The organism is Nostoc sp. NMS9 (assembly GCF_017114995.1).
Classification (GTDB): Bacteria; Cyanobacteriota; Cyanobacteriia; order Cyanobacteriales; family Nostocaceae; genus Nostoc.
Genome location: NZ_JABXKL010000049.1, coordinates 1 through 20006 on the forward strand (window position 1 = coordinate 1; position 20006 = coordinate 20006).

General features: G+C 41.2%; 14 protein-coding genes and 1 pseudogene. 11 read left to right on the forward strand and 4 right to left on the reverse strand.

The window, feature by feature from the left end; all coding sequences use genetic code 11:
• Positions 1-87 precede the first annotated feature (87 nt).
• Genes HWQ40_RS15420 through HWQ40_RS15430 form a run of 3 tightly spaced genes read left to right on the forward strand, consistent with a single transcriptional unit; the run spans position 88 to position 2552 of the window.
• Positions 88-255, forward strand: a complete 168-nt coding sequence (locus tag HWQ40_RS15420) for a hypothetical protein (RefSeq protein ID WP_292779182.1) — start codon at positions 88-90, stop codon at positions 253-255.
• Between the two features lie 28 nt (positions 256-283).
• The gene (locus HWQ40_RS15425) at positions 284-700 is read left to right on the forward strand and encodes a hypothetical protein (RefSeq protein ID WP_292779185.1); all 417 of its coding nucleotides are present in this window, start codon (positions 284-286) and stop codon (positions 698-700) included.
• A gap of 13 nt (positions 701-713) precedes the next feature.
• Positions 714-2552, forward strand: a complete 1839-nt coding sequence (locus HWQ40_RS15430; protein ID WP_292779187.1) for an N-acetylmuramoyl-L-alanine amidase — start codon at positions 714-716, stop codon at positions 2550-2552.
• Positions 2553-2940: 388 nt separating this feature from the next.
• Here the strand turns inward: HWQ40_RS15430 and HWQ40_RS15435 are convergent, their stop codons facing one another.
• A complete protein-coding gene (locus HWQ40_RS15435; protein WP_292779190.1) occupies positions 2941-3624 on the reverse strand; it encodes an HAD family hydrolase in 684 nt (227 codons plus the stop codon).
• A gap of 851 nt (positions 3625-4475) precedes the next feature.
• Between HWQ40_RS15435 and HWQ40_RS15440 the strand changes: the two genes are divergently transcribed.
• The 5 genes from HWQ40_RS15440 (at position 4476) to HWQ40_RS15460 (ending at position 12680) form a co-directional block, all read left to right on the forward strand.
• Entirely contained in the window at positions 4476-5543 is a 1068-nt protein-coding gene (locus HWQ40_RS15440) for a response regulator (protein WP_292779193.1), read from the forward strand.
• 62 nt (positions 5544-5605) lie between these two features.
• Complete coding sequence (locus HWQ40_RS15445) at positions 5606-5983, forward strand: response regulator (protein ID WP_069071198.1); 378 nt, start codon at positions 5606-5608, stop codon at positions 5981-5983.
• 4 nt (positions 5984-5987) lie between these two features.
• On the forward strand, positions 5988-6485 hold the full coding sequence (locus tag HWQ40_RS15450; RefSeq protein WP_292779196.1) for a chemotaxis protein CheW: 498 nt from the start codon (positions 5988-5990) through the stop codon (positions 6483-6485).
• Between the two features lie 61 nt (positions 6486-6546).
• Positions 6547-9360: a methyl-accepting chemotaxis protein gene (locus HWQ40_RS15455; protein ID WP_292779198.1), complete on the forward strand. Its 2814-nt coding sequence runs from the start codon at positions 6547-6549 to the stop codon at positions 9358-9360.
• 251 nt (positions 9361-9611) lie between these two features.
• Positions 9612-12680, forward strand: a complete 3069-nt coding sequence (locus HWQ40_RS15460) for a response regulator (RefSeq protein WP_292779201.1) — start codon at positions 9612-9614, stop codon at positions 12678-12680.
• Between the two features lie 212 nt (positions 12681-12892).
• Here the strand turns inward: HWQ40_RS15460 and HWQ40_RS15465 are convergent, their stop codons facing one another.
• A complete protein-coding gene (locus HWQ40_RS15465) occupies positions 12893-14269 on the reverse strand; it encodes an FAD-dependent oxidoreductase (protein ID WP_292779204.1) in 1377 nt (458 codons plus the stop codon).
• A 271-nt stretch (positions 14270-14540) separates the two neighbouring features.
• Between HWQ40_RS15465 and HWQ40_RS15470 the strand changes: the two genes are divergently transcribed.
• Positions 14541-14981 carry a hypothetical protein gene (locus tag HWQ40_RS15470; protein ID WP_292779205.1) on the forward strand — a complete coding sequence of 147 codons (441 nt, stop codon included), beginning with the start codon at positions 14541-14543 and terminating at the stop codon, positions 14979-14981.
• Positions 14982-15071: 90 nt separating this feature from the next.
• Positions 15072-18053, forward strand: coding sequence for a HEAT repeat domain-containing protein (locus HWQ40_RS15475; RefSeq protein ID WP_292779208.1), 2982 nt, complete (start codon positions 15072-15074; stop codon positions 18051-18053).
• A gap of 87 nt (positions 18054-18140) precedes the next feature.
• Here the strand turns inward: HWQ40_RS15475 and HWQ40_RS15480 are convergent.
• Together HWQ40_RS15480 and HWQ40_RS15485 are read right to left on the reverse strand one after the other, a co-directional pair.
• Positions 18141-18452 (reverse strand): annotated as a pseudogene (locus HWQ40_RS15480) (DUF5615 family PIN-like protein); the annotation flags it as partial.
• A 53-nt stretch (positions 18453-18505) separates the two neighbouring features.
• The gene (locus HWQ40_RS15485; protein ID WP_292779210.1) at positions 18506-18736 is read right to left on the reverse strand and encodes a DUF433 domain-containing protein; all 231 of its coding nucleotides are present in this window, start codon (positions 18734-18736) and stop codon (positions 18506-18508) included.
• A gap of 782 nt (positions 18737-19518) precedes the next feature.
• Between HWQ40_RS15485 and HWQ40_RS15490 the strand changes: the two genes are divergently transcribed.
• A complete protein-coding gene (locus tag HWQ40_RS15490) occupies positions 19519-19758 on the forward strand; it encodes an antitoxin family protein (protein ID WP_292779213.1) in 240 nt (79 codons plus the stop codon).
• Positions 19759-20006 lie beyond the last annotated feature (248 nt).

The following is a 20006-nucleotide window of genomic DNA, read 5'->3' on the forward strand; positions in this document are numbered from 1 at the left end:
TCCGCGCTTCCTAAATATTCTCGAATGGCTGGTACTTTATTTTTTCGCAAGTCCCTTGGCTAACTCACTTGTTATCGTCTCGCCAAAATGAAAGGGTGTCGTTGTTCCTGCACGACAGGCATATCTAAAACCGAGGTAGTAGTTGGCGCTTTGGCGCACTATTTAGGATATGTTGAACATTTACCATTAAACCAAAGAGTTGCCGAACTAGAAGCCAGAACAGCAGTGCTGGAAGCTTTGGTAAAAGACAGTTAAATCAAGAATAATTTCAATAATTAAATTTATGTCAGCAGAAAATTCCACCCCAAAAGCCATCTGGATTCTTACTGAAGAAACGGCCCAAACATTAAGTACAACTAGTGAAACATTCAGAAATAGTGGAGCAAGAAGCAGTGGAGATAGAGGAGGACTACTTGGAGTTGAAACTACTGAAGAAATAGTTGTGAGCCGAAAACAAGACGAAATAGTAATTACTAGACACAAAGTAGAGGTAACTAAACTTAAGCAAGAAATGAAGGGGTTTCTGCAAGCAATGCGGGAAATGCTTGATGAAGCTGACCAACCTGATTCTAAGCTCCAGCTTGATGAGGTCGAACTCTCAGTAGAAATTAACGGCGAAGGAAAAATCAGTTTGTTTGGGATTGGTGGTGCGAAAGCCGGGGGAAAAGGAGCGATGACTTTTAAATTCAAGCGGAAATAATTGGTAGTTGAATATGGGAAGGAATTGGGCGATTGTTGTTGGGATTAATCACTATGAGAATCTGCGATCGCTAAACTTTGCCAAGCGAGATGCTTCTGTGATGGCAACTTGGTTTCAACAAGAAGCCAAGTTTAATCAAGTTTTCCTCTTCACTGATGATTCTCCCGCAATTGCAGCCAATTCACCAATTCCCACTCAACCTACTTTCGGTCATGTGCGGAGATTCTTACGGGCACAGTTTGAGAATATTCAATCTCCTTTATTAAAGCCAGAAGATAATTTATGGTTTTTCTTTGCAGGTCATGGCAATCGATATAAAGATAAAGATTATTTAATGTTTTCAGATAGTGACCCAGGTGATGTAGAAAATACTGCTATTTCTGTTGATTATGTAACCCAAAGACTGCGCCGCAGTGGAGCTGATAATGTGGTCTTATTTTTGGATGCTTGCCGAGATGAAAGTAGTAGAGCCGGATTAGGAATTGGTGAACAAAGCTATCAGGGAGTTATTACCTTCTATTCTTGCACAGCTAACCAAAAATCTTGGGAGATTGAGGAATTACAACATGGGTCATTTACCCATTCACTATTAGAAGGATTGCGACTACAGGGAGAGGCTAATTGTGCCACAGTAGAGCGTTTAGCACAATATTTATGTTATCAAGTTCCCCATCTGAATACTCGCTATGGAAAGCCTGCACAAAATCCTTATCTCCAGGCAGAACCGCCCTACAAAATGTATTTTATTTTATTAGAGCAAACTGCCACACTTAGAGATGTAGAGCCATTAAAATATCAAGCCTCTCAAGCTGAAAACAGAGGTGATTTATTATTAGCAAAACAATTATGGGTGAGAGTGTTAGCTGTATCCCGTGGTGATTTGGATGCAATTGAGGCTATTGGAAGGATTGCCAGACGTCAGCCATTCAGTTCTGAACTTCCAATCTCAACTCCTATGCCTGTACCTTCCCCAAGTGGAGGCAGGTCATTAAGTTCTGAACCAGATACAGGTTCATCGACACCACCTGAACCAACCCCAAAATTGCTATTTGCTCAAAGACAAAAGTTTTTACAATGGGTTGGCTTGGGAGGGGTTGTAACAATAGTTAGCGGTGTGTTTTTATCAATATTCTGGAATTATGAACGTTTGCAGAGCAAGTCACCTACACCAAGTTCACCTGCACCAAGTTCACCTGTACCAAATTTACCTACACTACAGAAAGCTTTGCAAAATTGCCGTCTTTCCTCAGCTACCGGAACAAACCCTTCTCTTCCCAAAAAGGGAATTTTAGTGATGGTTGATCCTGGACATGGTATTCCTCCAGACACAGGAAGTTTGGGCTTTTTTCGAGAAGAAGATGTAGTTCTACCTATCAGTAAAAAGATAGCAACAATTTTAGAAAAAAATGGTGTACAAGCGTTGCTAACGCGTGACAAAGACTGTACGATATCAGGAGGTACCGTTCGTTCAAGCTTGGCATATAGAGTAAAAATGGCAGAACAAGTTAATGCCGATTTGTTTGTTAGTATTCACGCTGAAGTTTTTAATAAAAAAGCTCATGGTTTTGAAATCTTTACTTCTAATAATAGTAACAGTCAACGTTTGGGTCAATTAGTGAGTAGTAGCATTGTCCAAAGTATTAATGGCTTGTTCAATAGAGGACTAAAAGCAGGAGAACATTTATTTATTCTTAAAAATGTTTCTATGCCCTCAATTTTAGTAGATCCGGGTTTCATCGATAATAAAGAAGATGCTGCTCTATTGAACAACCCAGATTTCCAAAATAAAATGGCTGAGGCGGTTGCTCAGGGTATTATCCAGTACCTCAAAGAGAAAAAGCAAATTAATTAAAAGGGTTGTTCAGTTAATTTTATGGAAAATTAATAGTAAAGTGCCAGTTTAATAAACTGCGTAATCGAAAATTGCTAAAATTACGAAAGCCATCTCCAAGTCTTATAAATAACTTAAGTTTATTATTAATTTCTTATACAATATCAATCGTAGAAATTTTCTAGATAATATACTGTAGCTTTTAATAATAGTAAAGTCCAACGCGAATGGCAAATATGCGAACGTCAAGCGCGTGAATTACGTGAACGTCAAGCCCATGAATTGCGTGAACGTCAAGCGAGGCTTCATCACTAAGAAAAAAAATTAAGAAAAGTAATTTTCACTCACTCATATTACGTTATGAAAGTAGCAATACTCTCCTTTTTTTCTTTGCATCAACCTACTCAAATTAATGCCTCAATTCACCTAAATCTGAGGTGATGAGTTTTTCAATTAGTTCGATAACACCATCCCCTCGACTACCATTAGTCACAAAATCTACGCGCTCTTTGAGCATCGGTAAAGCATTGGCAACTGCTACTGAATAACTACAAAAACTCAGGAAATCATAGTCATTTTCTGCATCGCCAATCCCGACTGTATTTTCAGGTGATAATTGCATCTCGTCCAAGACAGCGGCTAACCCTGTGGCTTTATTAATTCCTGACGGTAGCACCATTACCGCACCTTTATTCAATATGACTTGTAATTCTAATCCCATCTGGCGGATAGTTTCTAAAACTATGGCTTCTTGGGGATGCCAAGTAGCGACAATTACACGGCCAACTGACAGGGAATTGATTTGGCGATCGCGCAATGCGTTAATAAATTCTGCTGATGGTTGCGAACCTAATAGTTTCTCTTGACGGGTAGCTGGTGAATACAGCAAAGCGCCGTTTTCTGCTACTACATAATCAAATAAATCTACATGTACAAAAACTTGCAGCAATTCATCTAGCTGTCTACCTGTCACCAAGATGAGTTTGTAACCAGAACTTCGCAGACGTGAAAGTGCTGCCAAAGTATTTTCATTTACATGATTATCAGTTGCTAGTGTACCGTCATAGTCAGTGGCCAATACAGAATAACGCATAAAATGTTACTCAATTTTTGTTATTGGTTTGTCATTGTATTGTATTGCTTACCTATGGCGGGTTTTTATTGTGGATTCATAAGTTTTGATTGACTTATGGTTATATCTAACCTGTTCCAGAAATTCAGGTATATACTGCTAATCTGGGAGCGATCGCAGAAGTTAGGAATTAAGGCAAGCTTATAATAGCTTGCTTCTCACGCCCAAGTGAGTAAGAAAGTGGGCACGAAAAAACCAATATATTATCCTACTCATACGACATCTAGAGTAGGAACAATTTTGCTCTGCGATCGCGCATTTTGGACAACCAGAAAATTAACCTGGAGACTTGGTTCATTTCACACCTATTTCCTGGTACGGTTGCTAACCCTTCTGAATTCTGTTTTATTTTTGTCAAAAAAATCAGTATTATCCCTGTAGTCACAACGGGGGTATTTAATGAAAAGTGGCTTCATATAGTTCTTACCTGTTTAAAAACTAGATTTTAATTAAGTGTAAATACGGTAGTTCAAATATATTACCGTTTACAAAATCAGTATTATTCCTGTGGTCAGATTGGGGTTACTCAATGGAAAGTGGCTTCATCTAGTCTTGACATTTTTATGTCTTATTTCTCGAAAGATGTTTATAAATCTCAGTAACACTAAGTAGATTAATTACGATTTACGAATTTACTAAGATTTGCTCATCTTAAAATACGCTACTTTCGTTGAGTTTCACCACAAACCTAGATGTAAACTGATGTACTTTAAAATACAAAAGTTTAATGCTTTTTACTTGATTTTAATTGTGGAATAACTCTACACGAATTTAGCTTACACGTATCGAATTTTAGCTGAAGTAAAAGCAAAATGAGCACAACTCCTATAGGTAGCTACAGGTTGTTCCAGAAACTACATCCGCTATCTCTGTTGGCACAATTAACTAGTCGGCGTGCTACGGGCTGCTTAAGCGTATTTACCGGGATAGTTTCTTGGTCAATCTATCTAGAGGACGGTAAACTTACTTATGCCTCCTATTCAGATAAACTATTTGAGCGCCTTGACAGTCACTTACGGCGCTTGAGTCAGCAAATTCCTGCTCTTAACAGCGCCACTCGCGTACAGATGCGGCTGATGTTTGAGACGAAGAATGAACATCAATCAATACCAAATGCAGATTACCAAGCTATTTGTTGGTTAGTAAATCAGGACTATATTACCTCTGTGCAAGCAGGAAGCCTGATAGACGAATTGGCAAAAGAAGTAATGGAATCATTTCTGTGTTTAAAAGAAGGTAGCTATGAATTCAGTCCTGAAAGCTCTTTGGATGAACTACCAAAGTTCTGTCACCTGGATTTACGGTTGCTTGTTGAACACTGTCAAAAGCAGTTACGAAATCGGCAAAATATTCAGTCATCAATTCCGGCTGGTGGGAGTTCCCAAGTTTTTTCTACAACACAATCGTCTCAAGTTCAGCCACAGCTGCAAATAAAGCTTGGGCAAAAATTGCCAATACCAGTCAATTTTGATATTCCTGATAATAATAAAACTACTCAGCCACCTGTTGGCAAAAAACTATATACAATTGCCTGCATTGATGATAGCCAAACTGTTTTGAATTCCATTAAACACTTTTTGGATGAAAACACATTTTCAGTTGTGATGATCAACGATCCGGTAAAAGCTCTAATGCAAATTCTACGGAGTAAGCCCGATCTGATTTTGCTAGATGTTGAAATGCCAAGTTTAGATGGCTATGAACTATGTTCCTTATTACGTAAACATTCAGCTTTTAAAAATACACCGATCGTTATGGTGACTGGTAGAACAGGGTTTATTGACAGGGCAAAGGCTAAAATGGTCAGATCGTCAGGATATTTGACCAAGCCTTTTACACAATCAGAATTGCTAAAAATGGTTTTTAAACATCTTGGTTGATTGGAATAAGGCAAATAAAAATAACAAAATATGTTTAATTTATTTTTTTAGGAGATTTAATAGTGAGCCTGACTTTGCTTGGCACAATTTTGATTGTAGAAGATTCTCCCAGCGAATTGGAATTAATGAGCCATTATCTCAAAGAGAGTGGTTACAACGTCATTAAAGCAAGTGGTGCAAAAGAGGGTTTAGAAAAAGCTGTGTTAGAAAAACCAGATGCGATCGTTACTGATGTAGTAATGCCAGAAATGAGTGGATTTGAATTGTGTCGTTCTCTGAGAAGAAATCCGATTACTGCAAAAGTGCCGATTGTGGTTTGTAGTTCCAAAAATCAAGAAATTGATCGGTTGTGGGCAATGAGACAAGGTGCAGATGCCTATATAACTAAACCTTACACCCGCGAACATCTGCTACGTACTATTAAATCAGTGGTAATTTGAATCAATGACTAGTACAAACATTACTCTTTCTTCAAAACCAATCCCAAATAATTTAGCAGATGGTTATCTGAAGTTTCAGCTAAATCAACAAACAACTGCTGTTTTATCAATGAAGCATACGCAAGAAGCAATTCTTGTACCTGTTGAATCTATTACGTCAATACCGAATATGCCGTCCTGCATATTAGGATTAATGAATTGGCGGAGTCGGATAATTTGGGTAGTTGATTTACCAAGAATGCTCAATTTAGAATCCCTAGATTATCGACTGCGACAATACAATGTGATCGTTATCCAAGTGGAATCATTGGTGTTGGGATTAGTTGTACAAGAAATAAAAGGTACAACCAAGTTCATAGTTGATGATATTCATTCTCCTATAGGACAAGTGACATCCAGTTTAGTTCCTTATTTATGTGGGTGCGTTGTGCAACAGGAAGAAATATTACTGGTATTAGATGCACAGGCGATTGTGCAGTCTTCTATTCTCCGCAGTGATTAGGGTTTACTACTAAAAAAAGATTTTTAGTGTTCTTATTCACATACTTAGGAGAACTACTTTTATGTTTAATAAAACCAACACGAATCAAGGTAATAGCGCTCAAAATCGAGCATCGCTGATTTCATCCCAAAAAGCCATTGGGACTGTAGTCAAGCTACCAACTAAGCTGACTACTGAAAGTGCTAATAATTCTTCATTGAATCAGGGTATTGCCTATTTTACAAGGTTGGGATTGGTTAAGAAAGCGACTATTTTAGCGATCGCAATCGGTACAATACCAGTTTTGGGCATCGGTGCGATCGCTTTTGGTTTTGCTAACAAATCTATTACTAAGCAAATTACTCAATCTCAACAAGCCGAAGCCACTGGCTTAAGTGATAAAGTTAACCGCTTTATGTTGGGACGCTACGGTGATATTCAGCTAATATCAAATTTGCTATTTTTGACAAATTCTCAAGCTAGTATTAGTACTCAGGAAAAGCAAGCAGTCTTAGATCGGGTTGTCGAAGCCTACAAAGCTTATGACAGCATTGCTGTTTTTGATCGCCAAGGTAACTTGATTGTGCAATCTACAGGCGAACCCCTGGAAAATCAAAAAGATCGTACCTATTTTCAAGACGCTTTACAAAAAGAGACTCCTGTCATCAGCAAACCAGAAGCAGCAAAAAATACTGGTGTCGTGAGTATTTATCTAGCTGCACCTGTAAAAGAGACAAGAACGGGTCAAACTATTGGCGTGGTACAAGCACGTATGCCCGTAAAATCTTTAGAAGAAGTCATCAAAAACTACGCAGCCAATGGACAACAATACCATTTGCTCGATGCTTCGGGAACGGTTTTCTTGAGTCCCCAAAAGGAATTATTGGGGAAAGAGGCCAAGGGAGAGTATTCTAATTTACCTAAGCTGCTAGCACCCAAAAAGGTAAATAGTTTTATAGAAGTTCCCAAAACTCACAAAAAACAAGAACTAGTTAGCTATGTACCAGCTAGTACCCTAGATGGCTTACCTGATTTAAACTGGCAGGTACTTTTATCTACAGACACCGCAACTGTATTTGAGCCGCAAAGACAATTGTTGTGGATTATAGCCATCGGCACAGCACTGACAGCATTGATTGTGGGTGCGATCGCATCTCGGTTAGCTAAACTGACTACACAGCCAATTCTCAATGCGACTGCGGCATTAGCAAAGTTAGGTCAAGGTAAATTTAATACCCGTCTGGAAATTGAAAGAGAAGACGAATTAGGGGTATTGAGTGCAAATATCAACCTGATGGCTGAACAATTGCAGGTCTTAGTTAAAGAACAGCAACAGGAACTAGACGTTGAAGGGACAAAATTACTAGCAGATATTACCCTACGGATTCGGAGAATTCTCAAAACTGAAGATATCTATCACGCAGCAGTCAAAGAAGTTCAGCGAATCCTCAAAACAGACCGAGTAATCATTTATAGTCTGAATCCAGGTACTTTGGCTGGCGTTGTCGTTGCGGAATCGGTAAATGATAATTGGCCGGAAATGCTGGGAGTGCAAATTGAAGACTCTTATTTTCGAGAACATTATCTAAAAAGCGATCGCAATGAAGAGGTGCAAGCGGTTGCCGATATTCATCAAGACCAAAGCCTGAAAAATGTCGACAGTTATATCCAACTGTTAGAAAAATTTGCTGTCAAAGGTTATTTAATCGTACCGATTCTTGCCCAAGAAAAACTTTTAGGCTTATTAATTGCTCATCATTGCGAAACTCCTCGTGTTTGGCAACAGCCGGAAATTGACTTGTTTCAACAAATAGCAACTCAAGTCAGCTATGCCTTAGAACAAGCCAAATTATTAGAAGAGATAGAAAAAGTCAGAAATGTAACTGTAAGTAGTGGATCAGACGAAACACTGCAACAACAACTTTTACAACTACTCAACGACGTAGAAGGTGCAGCCAGAGGCGACTTAACAGTGCGTGCAGACGTAACCGCTGGGGAAATTGGTACTGTTGCCGACTTCTTCAATTCCATTGTGGAAAGCCTCCGGGATATTGTTACCCAAGTTAAACAAGCTGCCATCCATGTAAATAGTGCTATTGGCTCTAACGAAGGAGCCATCCGCCACCTAGCAGAGGAAGCGCTTACCCAAGCTGCCGAAATCAACCGCACCCTTGATGCTGTTGACCAAATGACCCAATCTATGAAAGCTGTAGCCGAAAGTGCCGAAAAAGCTGCCTTCATTGCTAACCATGCTGCTCACACCGCCACTAACAGTGGACACGCGATGGATTTGACAGTACAAAATATCCAGTCTTTGCGGGAAACTGTGGGTGAAACTGCTAAGAAAGTGAAACGTTTGGGAGAGTCTTCGCAACAAATTTCTCGCGTGGTTTCCTTGATTAACCAAATCGCGATTCAAACTAACTTACTAGCCATCAACGCCGGTATCGAAGCAGCACGCGCGGGTGAAGAAGGTCAAGGTTTTGCCGTAGTGGCTGAAGAAGTCGGCGAACTAGCAGTTAGGAGTGCCGCAGCAACCCAAGAAATTGAGCAAATTGTTGAAAATATCCAACGAGAAACCAGTGAAGTGGTGCAGGCGATGGAAATAGGAACCACCCAAGTCGTAGAAGGGACTCGAATTGTAGAGGAGGCGAAACAAAGTCTAAGTCAAATTTTGGATGTATCGTGTCAAATTGACTCCTTAGTGCAGTCGATTTCCACTGCAACTGCATCTCAGGTTGAAACATCACAAAGTGTTAGCCAATTGATGAAAGATATCGCTGCTATATCACAACGCACCAGCGATTCTTCTCGCCAAGTTTCTGAATCTCTGCAACAAACTGTGGACATTTCCCAGCAGTTGCAAGAGACTGTCGAGGCTTTCAAAGTTAGTTAAGTTTGTCATTTGTCATTTGTCCTTTGTCCTTTGCTATTTGCTAGTGATGAATGACGAATGACTTTTGTTATTTGTCTGTTGTCATTTGTCCTTTGTCCTTTTACTAATGACCAATGACGAATGACTTTTGTTATTTGTCCATTGTCATTTGTCCTTTGTCCTTTTACTAATGACCAATGACCAATGACTAATGACTAATGACCAATGACCAATGACCAATGACCAATGACCAATGACTAAGGACAAAAACCATGCTACAAGACAAAGAATTAGAAATCCAGATGCAGTTTCTGGAAGAAGCAACAGATTACTTAAATACCTTAGAAGGGGTATTGCTAGAAATCGATACTAGTAACCGGATCGATTTGGATAAAATCAATGCTGCACTCCGGGCCACTCATTCTATTAAAGGTGGCGCAGGGATGATGGGATTTAAATCGCTCAGTGATTTATCTCACCGTCTGGAAGATTCCTTTAAAGTTTTAAAAACTAAAAAAAATTCTTTAGAAATTGATACTCAGTTGCAAAGTTTATTGCTATCTGGAGTTGACTGGCTGCGTCAAATTGTAGAATTGCTTGCAGAAGGGAATTTTGTCGAAGATCAGTGGTTAGCAACTTTTTGTTATCCCATCTTCGATGAGTTGCACGATCGCTTGGGTGACCCCACCCCAGAAGATGCTTCAACTATGCTATCCCCAGAGGATGGGCAAGACGTTATCCCTTTGCTATTTGCCACAGAAGTAGAAGAGTGTTTGCAGCGTCTAGAATCTATATTGGCAGATACCGAACAACCCAGATTGCATGAAGAACTTGCAATCCTGGCAGCTGAATTAGGCGGTTTGGGAGAAATGCTCCAGTTGCCAGCTTTTAGCAAGCTTTGTGAGTCGGTAACGCAGCATTTGGAAACTGTTAGCAGCGATGTCTTCGACAACCCCTTCGGGGAACGCATTCCCGAAATTGCCCAGTTAGCATTGCAAGCATGGCGGCGATCGCAAGCTTTGGTGCTGACGAATCAGCTAGATAACTTGCCTACAGAAATTGACTTGGGTAGTTATACGCAATCCCAACTACTATTACCAGCAGAAGTAATACCACAGCTTCTCCCCACAGATATCCTCGACACAGAAGTAGTGTCAACAGCTGTTTGGCAAGCAGAGATAACTCCAGAAACTTGGACTAAAGATGAAGCGTTGGCGCAGCCCACCGCAGGTATCGCAGCCAATTTTACATTTGTAGATGCAGAATTTGCCGACGACGTAAATGCTGTTAATGTCACTGAACACAATACAATATTTGCTAAAGAAGAGAATCCTCCAGATGCCAAATTTAGCGAAGGCAAAGGAGAGGCAGTTGCCGTTGGTAAAGAACGAGAAATTCATGAAAATAGCGTTCGAGTTCCCAGCAAACACCTAGAGCAAATTAATGATTTATTTGGCGAACTGATTGTTCAGCGAAATGGCTTAAACTCACAACTAGAAAGATTACGCAAACTCGTTCGTAACCTCAACCAGCGAGTCCAAGTTCTCGACCGCGAAAACCAGGAATTACGTATAGTATCTGATAAAATTTCCACTCAAGCTACCATGTCGAATGGGGCACAGATGCAAGCTGAAAATGTCCACCAAGTACAAGGTACAAACACAGAATTTGATGCCTTAGAAATGGATCGCTATAACGAATTAAACCTGCGATCGCAGGAAGTTATGGAAACCATTGTTCAGGTACAGGAAGTTACAACAGATGTACAACTCAGTGTAGATGATACAGACCATATTGCTCGTAAACTAAACAAAACATCGAAACAGTTACAGACAAAGCTAAATCACATCCGAATGCGACCGCTGTCCGATTTAATTGAACGTTTTCCCAGAGCTTTACGCGATTTAAATGTCGAGTATGGAAAAAATGTTCAGTTAAAAATTGAAGGTGGCAACACTTTAATTGAACGCAGCATTTTAGAAGCTTTAAACGAACCTTTGATGCACCTATTAAGGAACGCTTTCGATCATGGTATCGAAGACTCTGCCACCCGTCGCCTTTTGGGGAAACCAGAACAAGGATTAATTGAAATTACAGCTACTCACCGCAGTAATCGTACTCTCATTACTATCCGTGATGATGGTTGGGGCATTTCTCTGGAGAAAATTCGCACCCGCGCCCTAACTATGGGATTGGATGCTTCTTTACTCGCTAATGCTAGTGATGAAGAACTATTATCACTAATTTTTGAACCAGGTTTTACAACCTCCGAGCAAGTCACAGCATTATCTGGTCGCGGTGTCGGTATGGATGTGGTTCGCAACAACCTCAAACTAATTCGAGGAGATGTCAAGGTTGATACGGAACCAGGAGTTGGTACTACCTTTACCTTATCAGTGCCGTTTACACTTTCCGTTGCCCGAGTTCTGCTAGTAGAAATCAATAAAATTCTATTAGCATTTCCCACAGATGTCATTTCAGAAATATCTTTACTCCAAGACGAGCGAGTTTTTGAAATGGCTGGTAGCGAAGTTTTAAATTGGCAAGGAACCATGCTGCCGCTGATTCGCTTAATTCGTTATTTAGAGTTTAATTGCCTACGCTACGATAGCCCAGAGTTGGAAATTCCGGCAGCCATTAGTACTAACAGTGTGTTAGTAGTCAAAGGTAATAATCAGCCAGTAGCAATCCAAATAGATCGTTGCTGGGGTGAACAAGAAGTTGCGATTCGCCAAGTCGAGGGAAATATACCTTTACCTGAAGGCTTCAGCAACTGCACAATTCTCGGTGATGGTCGAGTCGTGCCACTAGTTAATGTTAATGAGTTGCTGTATTGGATTGCTACGAATCAGCGGACTCCTAGAGGCACTCAATTACCATCAGCAAGGTTAAAAACACCGTTCCTGATTTTTGATGAAGACAAAATATCAGCAGCATCTATTAAGCAGAAAGGTACAATTTTAATCGTAGATGATTCGATTAATGTTCGCCGTTTTTTAGCCCTGACCCTTGAAAAAGGAGGGTATCAAGTAGAGCAAGCTAAAGATGGTCAAGATGCCTTAGAAAAACTCCATAGTGGATTAAAAGTTGAGGCAGTAATTTGCGATATTGAAATGCCTCGCCTTGATGGTTATGGCTTTTTAGGTAAGGTAAATTCAGATGTCGATACAAAAAATATTCCAGTTGCGATGCTGACTTCTCGTAGCAGCAATAAACATCGGCAACTAGCTATGCAATTGGGGGCGCGGGCTTACTTTTCTAAACCTTATAATGAGCAAGAATTACTTCAAACGCTGGAGGAAATAATTAGTAATATTGCAGAAAAGGCAGCTTCTAATTAAAAATTGATAATTCATAATTAGGTTTCAAATATTTTCGTAGAGTGGATTATGCCAAAGACTAATACCAATTCTGTAAAATGAGGCAACAGATGTAAGCAGGGATTGCCTTGCTGCATCTAAATTTCTCAATTGCGTTAGCGCAGCGTTAGCGAGTCCGCGAGCGTCATTGCGAATTGCGAATTGGTATGATGTTGTGCATCAATAAAACCTCTTCACATATTCGGACACCCTGGCATGTTATCTCCAAGCAGCAACCGTGCCAGACTGGGTAAAGCTTCACCATAAGTGGGATGGATGTGAACCGATCGCTCTAACAACTGCCAAGTTGCTCCTGCTTCCATCAGGGATAAAAATACATGCACCAGTTCAGCAGTTTCGTACCCCACCAGGGTTGCTCCCAGGATTTTGTCTGTGTCGCTGTCGATCACCATACGATAAAATCCGAGGTCATGCCCCCACTCGATCGCACGCGCAATTTGGCTCATGGGTAACGTGACAGCAAGCGCGTTGATGCCTTGTTTCTGAGCCTGTTCTAACGTCATACCCACTCGCCCCACCTGGGGTTCTGTGTAGACCGCATAGCCAAGGACACGATCGCTCCGTGTCCGCTTTTCTCCACACAAAATTGCTTTTAAGCGGCGATAGTCCTCCCACGAGACGTGCGTAAAGGCAGGCTGTTTGGCAGCATCCCCGATCGCATAGACTCCAGAACAGGTAGTATGGAACTGCTCATCAATTTTGATAAACCCTCGATCGTCTAGCTCAATTCCACTCTTCGCTGCATTTAATCGACTTGTATTAGGTTTGCGTCCAATCACAACCAGCAACGCTTCTCCCTGGAGTTGTTCGCCACTACTCAGGGTCAGGCTAAACACATTACTCTCGTGGGCGACGTGATTCACATTGACTCCAAAGTGAAGCCCAATGCCATCCTGTTTTAATGCTTCTGCTAAGACCTTGCTGACATCAGCCTCTTCCCGATCGAGGACGCGATCGCCCCGCACAATTAAGTGGGTCTGACTACCCAAACGCGCTAATCCTTGTCCCAATTCCAAGCCAATATAGCCGCCTCCAATCACCAATAAACGGGCTGGTAAGGTGTTCAAGTCAAAGAAGTTGCGGTTGGTCAGGTAGGGAGTTCCTGCAAGTCCGGGAATATCAGGAATCAGCGATGACGTGCCTGTGTTAATAATTACCAGAGGAGCCTGAAGAGTAACATCCCCACCTTTGACCGTCCGTTCACCCACAAAAGAAGCTTCGGCACAAACGACTTTGACACCTGCAGTCTCCAATCGCTTGCGAATCCCCTGATTAAAGCTGCTGCGGATTCCCCGAACTCGCTCCATGACAGCGGGAAAATCCACTTCAACCTGCGTGTGGATGCCTAACTTCTTGCCCTGGCGCGCCCGTCCTGCTGCATGAGCCGCAGCTAAGAACGCTTTGGACGGAGTGCAGCCATAGTTGATACAACTGCCGCCTAAAGCATCCCGCTCAAACAAGACAACCTTACGCCCATCATTGGCAAAATCAGCCGCCAGTGGAATGCCTCCTTGACCACTGCCGATTACAATGACATCTGCTGTTTCCATAAGTGCTAAACTCCTTATAAATTCTGACTTCTGACTCCTGGGTGCTGAATTCTTACGAGTTGATGATAGTCTGATTGATCATTCGAGGATTTCTTGGGTTCCAATTAGGTGTTCTTATTCTTCAACGCTGATTCCAGTCAAACCACTCAAATTATTTGAGTTAAAATTCAACTTATCAGGTTGTGCGTGGTATTCGTGATATTCTCTGTGAAAAATTGCAAAAGGTATTGAGCCGAGAAATTTCTATATCAATTCAATTTGTAGTGAATTTATGGTAACTGTGACACTGACGGCTGTTGCTACTGCGATCGCTACTACGCTTTGGACTAAAGCACAGGAGAAAATCGGCGAAAACATTGGTGATGCTACATGGACGCTAGGTGGCAAGTTAATCGAATTACTCCGCCAAAAGAATAAATCGCCATTACTCACCAGTGCTGTAGAGGGAAATGAACCGCAGCGATTAGATTATGGTCAAGCAGTGCTGGAACTCAAAGCAGCCGCAGACGCAGACCCAGAAATTGCTCAAGCTGTTGTAGAAGTGGAAGCAGCAGCAAAAGCAGAACCAAAACTCACTCAAAAAATTCAAGAAATCGAAAATACCCTCAAGTCTCAACAGCCAACTATTCAAAATCTGACGCAGCTAGCAGAAAAAATTGGGGTTGTAAATCAAGGACAGATAACTAACCAAACTAATAACTTCACGATTTGACTACAGTCGTCTCAAGGGGAGGATGGGACAAAGTTAACTCCCGATAACTGGCGTGAAGTCTGTTGTGAAATACTCGCAGAACGGCGAAAGTTGACTACAAATCCTCTGACATCAACTGAAGGAGTAACCCTGCAAGTTGATGATGTTTACGTGCCACTGGGATTAGTTGAGCGCAAAAAACCATCCAAGCGTCAAGGTGATATTTCTCCAGAACAGGGTTCAGAACTGTACAAGGAGACAGAAATCACCAAAACATTTGAGCATGATGCTTTTCTTGAAGAAGTTCTCAAACAGCAGAAAACGCCTAAAAGTAAAGGTAAGCGAATTACGATTATTGGCGAACCAGGCGCAGGAAAGACAACACTATTACAGCAGATTGCTGATTGGGTATCTCGTGAGATTTATCAGTCGATTGTGATTTGGGTATCTTTAGCAGATTTGCGACAGAAGGAACTAAAATCTTATTTGTTTGAAACTTGGTTAACTCAGGTTGCCGAAAAAACAGGTAAAGCTGAACCCACTGAGCAACTGAAGAATGATTTTGTTGCTCTGTTTAATCAAAATAATGTCTGGCTGCTGCTAGATGGGTTAGATGAAATGTCGGCATCTTCAGGTAATCCTCTCACAGAAATTGCACGACAATTCCGTGAAGTTAGGTTAATTTCTCAAGCGCGAATTGTGCTGACCTGTCGGGTTAATCTGTGGGATGGCAGCACTAATGCACTTGATGATTTTGATACCTATCGCAGTTTAGATTTTTCTTATCCACAACAGGTAGAGAGATTTATTCATAAATGGTTTGTTGCTAATCGAGAAAAAGGGGAGCAGTTATGTACTGCGTTGAAAAAATCAGGTAAGGAACGGATTCAGGATTTAGTGAAAAATCCTCTGCGGTTGACACTGCTGTGTTTAAATTGGCAATCAGGAGAAGGTAAATTACCGGATACTCAGGCAGGACTCTATCAGCAATTTGTAGATGACTTCTACAAGTGGAAAAAAGATGAATTTGCGACAAACTCTGACCAGCGTCAGCAACTCAATGTCAAATTAGGCGAATTAGCTAAAAAAGCAATAGACAAAGAAGCAACCCGTTTTCGGTTGCGGGAGAATTTTGTTAGTCAGTTTTTAGGGAATGCTGATGATGAAAAGTCGCTGCTGAAATTGGCTCTAAATCGCGGCTGGTTGAACTGTGTAGGGATAGATCCGAATAGAAAACCTGTTTACGCTTTCTTTCATGCTTCATTTCAAGAGTACTTTGCTGCTATAGCAATTGATGACTGGCATTTTTTTCTTAACCATGTTCCTAAAAATCCCAGTCAAGGAACTTATCGTATCTTTGAACCGCAATGGAAGCAAACAATATTACTTTGGTTGGGACAAGAAGAAGAAAATCTCAAACAGCAAAAGCAACAGTTTTTTGATGCTTTAGTTAGTTTTAAAGATGAATGTCGAAAATTTTATAAATATCGTGCCTATTTTTTAGCCGCCGCAGGAATTGTAGAGTTTAGAGATTATTTTAAAGCAGATGAAATAGTAACACAAATTTTCAAGTGGACAATTGATAGTCCGAGTCCAATCAAAGAGGAAGCTAGGTCAGCACTGCAACAAACAGACCGCACAAAAGCGATCACAGCTTTGAAACAATTGCTGCAATCAACTACTGTGTTTGACTCCACCCGTATACAGGCAGCATCAAGCTTAGGGGAGATAGACCCTGGCAATGAATTTGCGATCGCAACTTTGAAACAATTGCTGCAATTAACTACTGTGTTTGACTCCACCCGTATACAGGCAGCATCAAGCTTAGGGAAAATCGACCCTGGCAATGAATTTGCGATCGCCGCCTTGGTGCAACTGCTGCAATCAACTACTGTAGCTGGCGAGACCCGTTTGCAGATAGTATTAAGTTTAGCGCTAATTGCCATTGGCACAGGCAATGAAATTGCGATCACCGCCTTGGTGCAACTGCTGCAATCAAATGATGTGAATGACTTCACCCGTATAATGGCAGTATCTAGCTTAGTGCTAATCGGCACAGGCAATGAAATTGCGATCGCCGCCTTGGTGCAACTGCTGCAATCAACTACTGTGGATGACTTCACCCGTAAAGAGGCAGCAGAAAGCTTAGGACAAATCGGCACAGGCAATGAAATTGCGATCGCCGCCTTGGTGCAACTGCTGCAATCAACTACTGTGGATGACTTCACCCGTAAAGAGGCAGCAGAAAGCTTAGGACAAATCGGCACAGGCAATGAAATTGCGATCGCCGCCTTGGTGCAACTGCTGCAATCAACTACTGTGGATGACTTCACCCGTAAAGAGGCAGCAGAAAGCTTAGGACAAATCGGCACAGGCAATGAAATTGCGATCGCCGCCTTGGTGCAACTGCTGCAATCAACTACTGTGGATGACTTCACCCGTAAAGAGGCAGCAGAAAGCTTAGGACAAATCGGCACAGGCAATGAAATTGCGATCGCCGCCTTGGTGCAACTGCTGCAATCAACTACTGTGGATGACTCCACCCGTAAGCAGGTAGCAGAAAGCTTAGGGCAAATCGCCACTGGCAATGAAATTGCGATCGCTGCCTTGGTGCAACTGCTGCAATCAACTACTGTGGATGACTCCACCCGTTGGCGGGCAGCAGAAAGCTTAGAGCAAATCGGCACTGGCAATGAAATTGCGATCGCAGCTTTGGTGCAATTGCTGCAATCAACTACTGTGGATGACTCCACCCGTAAGCAGGCAGCAGATAGCTTAGGGCAAATCGCCACTGGCAATGAAATTGCGATCGCAGCTTTGGTGCAAATCCTGCAATCAACTACTGTGGATCACGACACTCGTAGGAAGGCAGCAGATAGCTTAGGGAAAATTCTACAGGATAATAAGCATTGCTTTGCAGTAGTCAAAATTTTAAGTGGTTATTGGCGATTGGATGCTAAAAACTACGATTTAGCCTGGAAATGCGCTCAGAATATGCCTTACCCCGATTTCTATCAAGCTTGGCATCAGCATAATGTTGCTACTTGTGCAATGCGAAGCTTGAAGAAAATCCTCTTCACAAGAATAATTTAACTACTTTTGCTGCAGTGACGTTACAAATCTAGTTGTGGTAATGAACTTCGTCATATTTGTGGTAAATGCTTAAATCAAAGCTGCAAGCTATTTACGAATTGGTAAAATACGCACCCTAGATTGAGCTTGGTCAATAGTAACTAATGCACCTGACTCCAGTAAGGACTCAAACTGATTCAGGGCTGAAATGACTAGATTTTCGATACTGTTTGGCAAAATATCCTGAGCGCGAACTTGAATTACACTGGGGGTATCAGCACCTGTTGCAGCTAACAAAGTACCGAAGTCTAAATCGTGAGTAAAGACGATATAACTGTTAGTTCTTGCCCACTTCATAATGATTGCATCTTTCTCACGGGGGTTGCCAATAGTACACCAGTGGACAGACGAAATATTGTACCTCTGAAAAACCGCAACCTAATCAGGGGAAAGGTTCATATCAATCAAAATTTTCATGCACTTTTTAGAGGAACTTCAATTTCTTCAACTCGCCATGCAGCATAGGCAAGTGCCTCATAAATATCAGCTTCTTCGAGGTAGGGATATGCTTTAAGAATATCGTTATTGCTGTGTCCAGATGCCATTAACCCAACGATAGTACCAACAGTAATACGCATTCCTCGAATGCAGGGTTTACCACCCATCACTTCTGGATTGCGGGTAATTCTGGTGAGATTTTGCATGGTTGTTACCTCGCTATGTGGGGTTATTAGATTGAAGAATTATAAATAACTGCGTCCATTTTTTCTATTATCTGAATTTTTCACGTTAAGCATTAGAAGTTGTTTTAAATTAGATGTAGGTTGCGTGAAGCACTGTCCAACCCAACATGGATCTTGGTGTTGGGTGTCGCGATCGCTCTACCCTACCTACATTTCAGCATCATGTTGTTACTCGTGCGATGCAAAGCTTAAAGAAAATCCTCTTCAGAAGAATTTGAGCAATTTTGTAGCAGCAACGTTACAAATGAAGTTCCCGTGGTAACAACAGCTTGTCCATTTGTTACCAACACAACCTGTTTGGTTACGAATGCTTATCCGTTAGTAACGAAAACTTATGCGTTCGTTACCAACACAACCTGTTTGGTTACGAATGCTTATCCGTTAGTAACGAAAACTTATGCGTTCGTTACCAACACAACCTGTTTGGTTACGAATGCTTATCCGTTAGTAACGAAAACTTATGCGTTCGTTACCAACACAACCTGTTTGGTTACGAATGCTTATCCATTTGTGGCAAACGCTTATGCGATCGTTAACAACGCTTAAATAAAACTGATCAATGAAGTTATTTCGTTACCAGAGCTTATCCATTTGTGGCAAACGCTTATGCGCTCGTTACAACAGCTTAAGCAAAACTTATAAATAATCATGTCTGGCACTGTATAGCTGTAGTATTGATGCTTAATCAGCGTCGGGTAGTTTACATTAGATTACACGACTGCAAAAGTTTTAAAGGTTTTTTTATGAACAAGATGGTAACAGTTGTATTTGATGGAGGTGTTTTGCGCCCAGATGTTCCTTTGGATTTAGCACCTAACACACGTTACGTAATTACAATTCAAGAGTTGCCAGAATCATCGGGTGATGCTTGGGATATTCTGGAGGCGATGATGGGAACTGTTGATGCACCCCAGGATTGGTCTAGCGAACACGATCATTATTTGTATGGTACATCGAAAAAGGCAAATCCAGACAATCCATGAGTGATGATCGCTTATTTATGGATACGGTATTTATTCAGGCTCTATTGAATAAACACGATCAGTATCATCATCAAGCTAAAACATTTCTGCCAAGAGTACGAGTAGCAAAGACTGTTTGGGTTACAGAAGCGATATTGGTAGAGGTTGGTAATAGACATCTCCAAAATAGTATATTTTGTGATAAAAGAACATCATGAGAAGTTTTTTAACACGAAAATATGAGTGACATACTGAATCACATTGAGGAG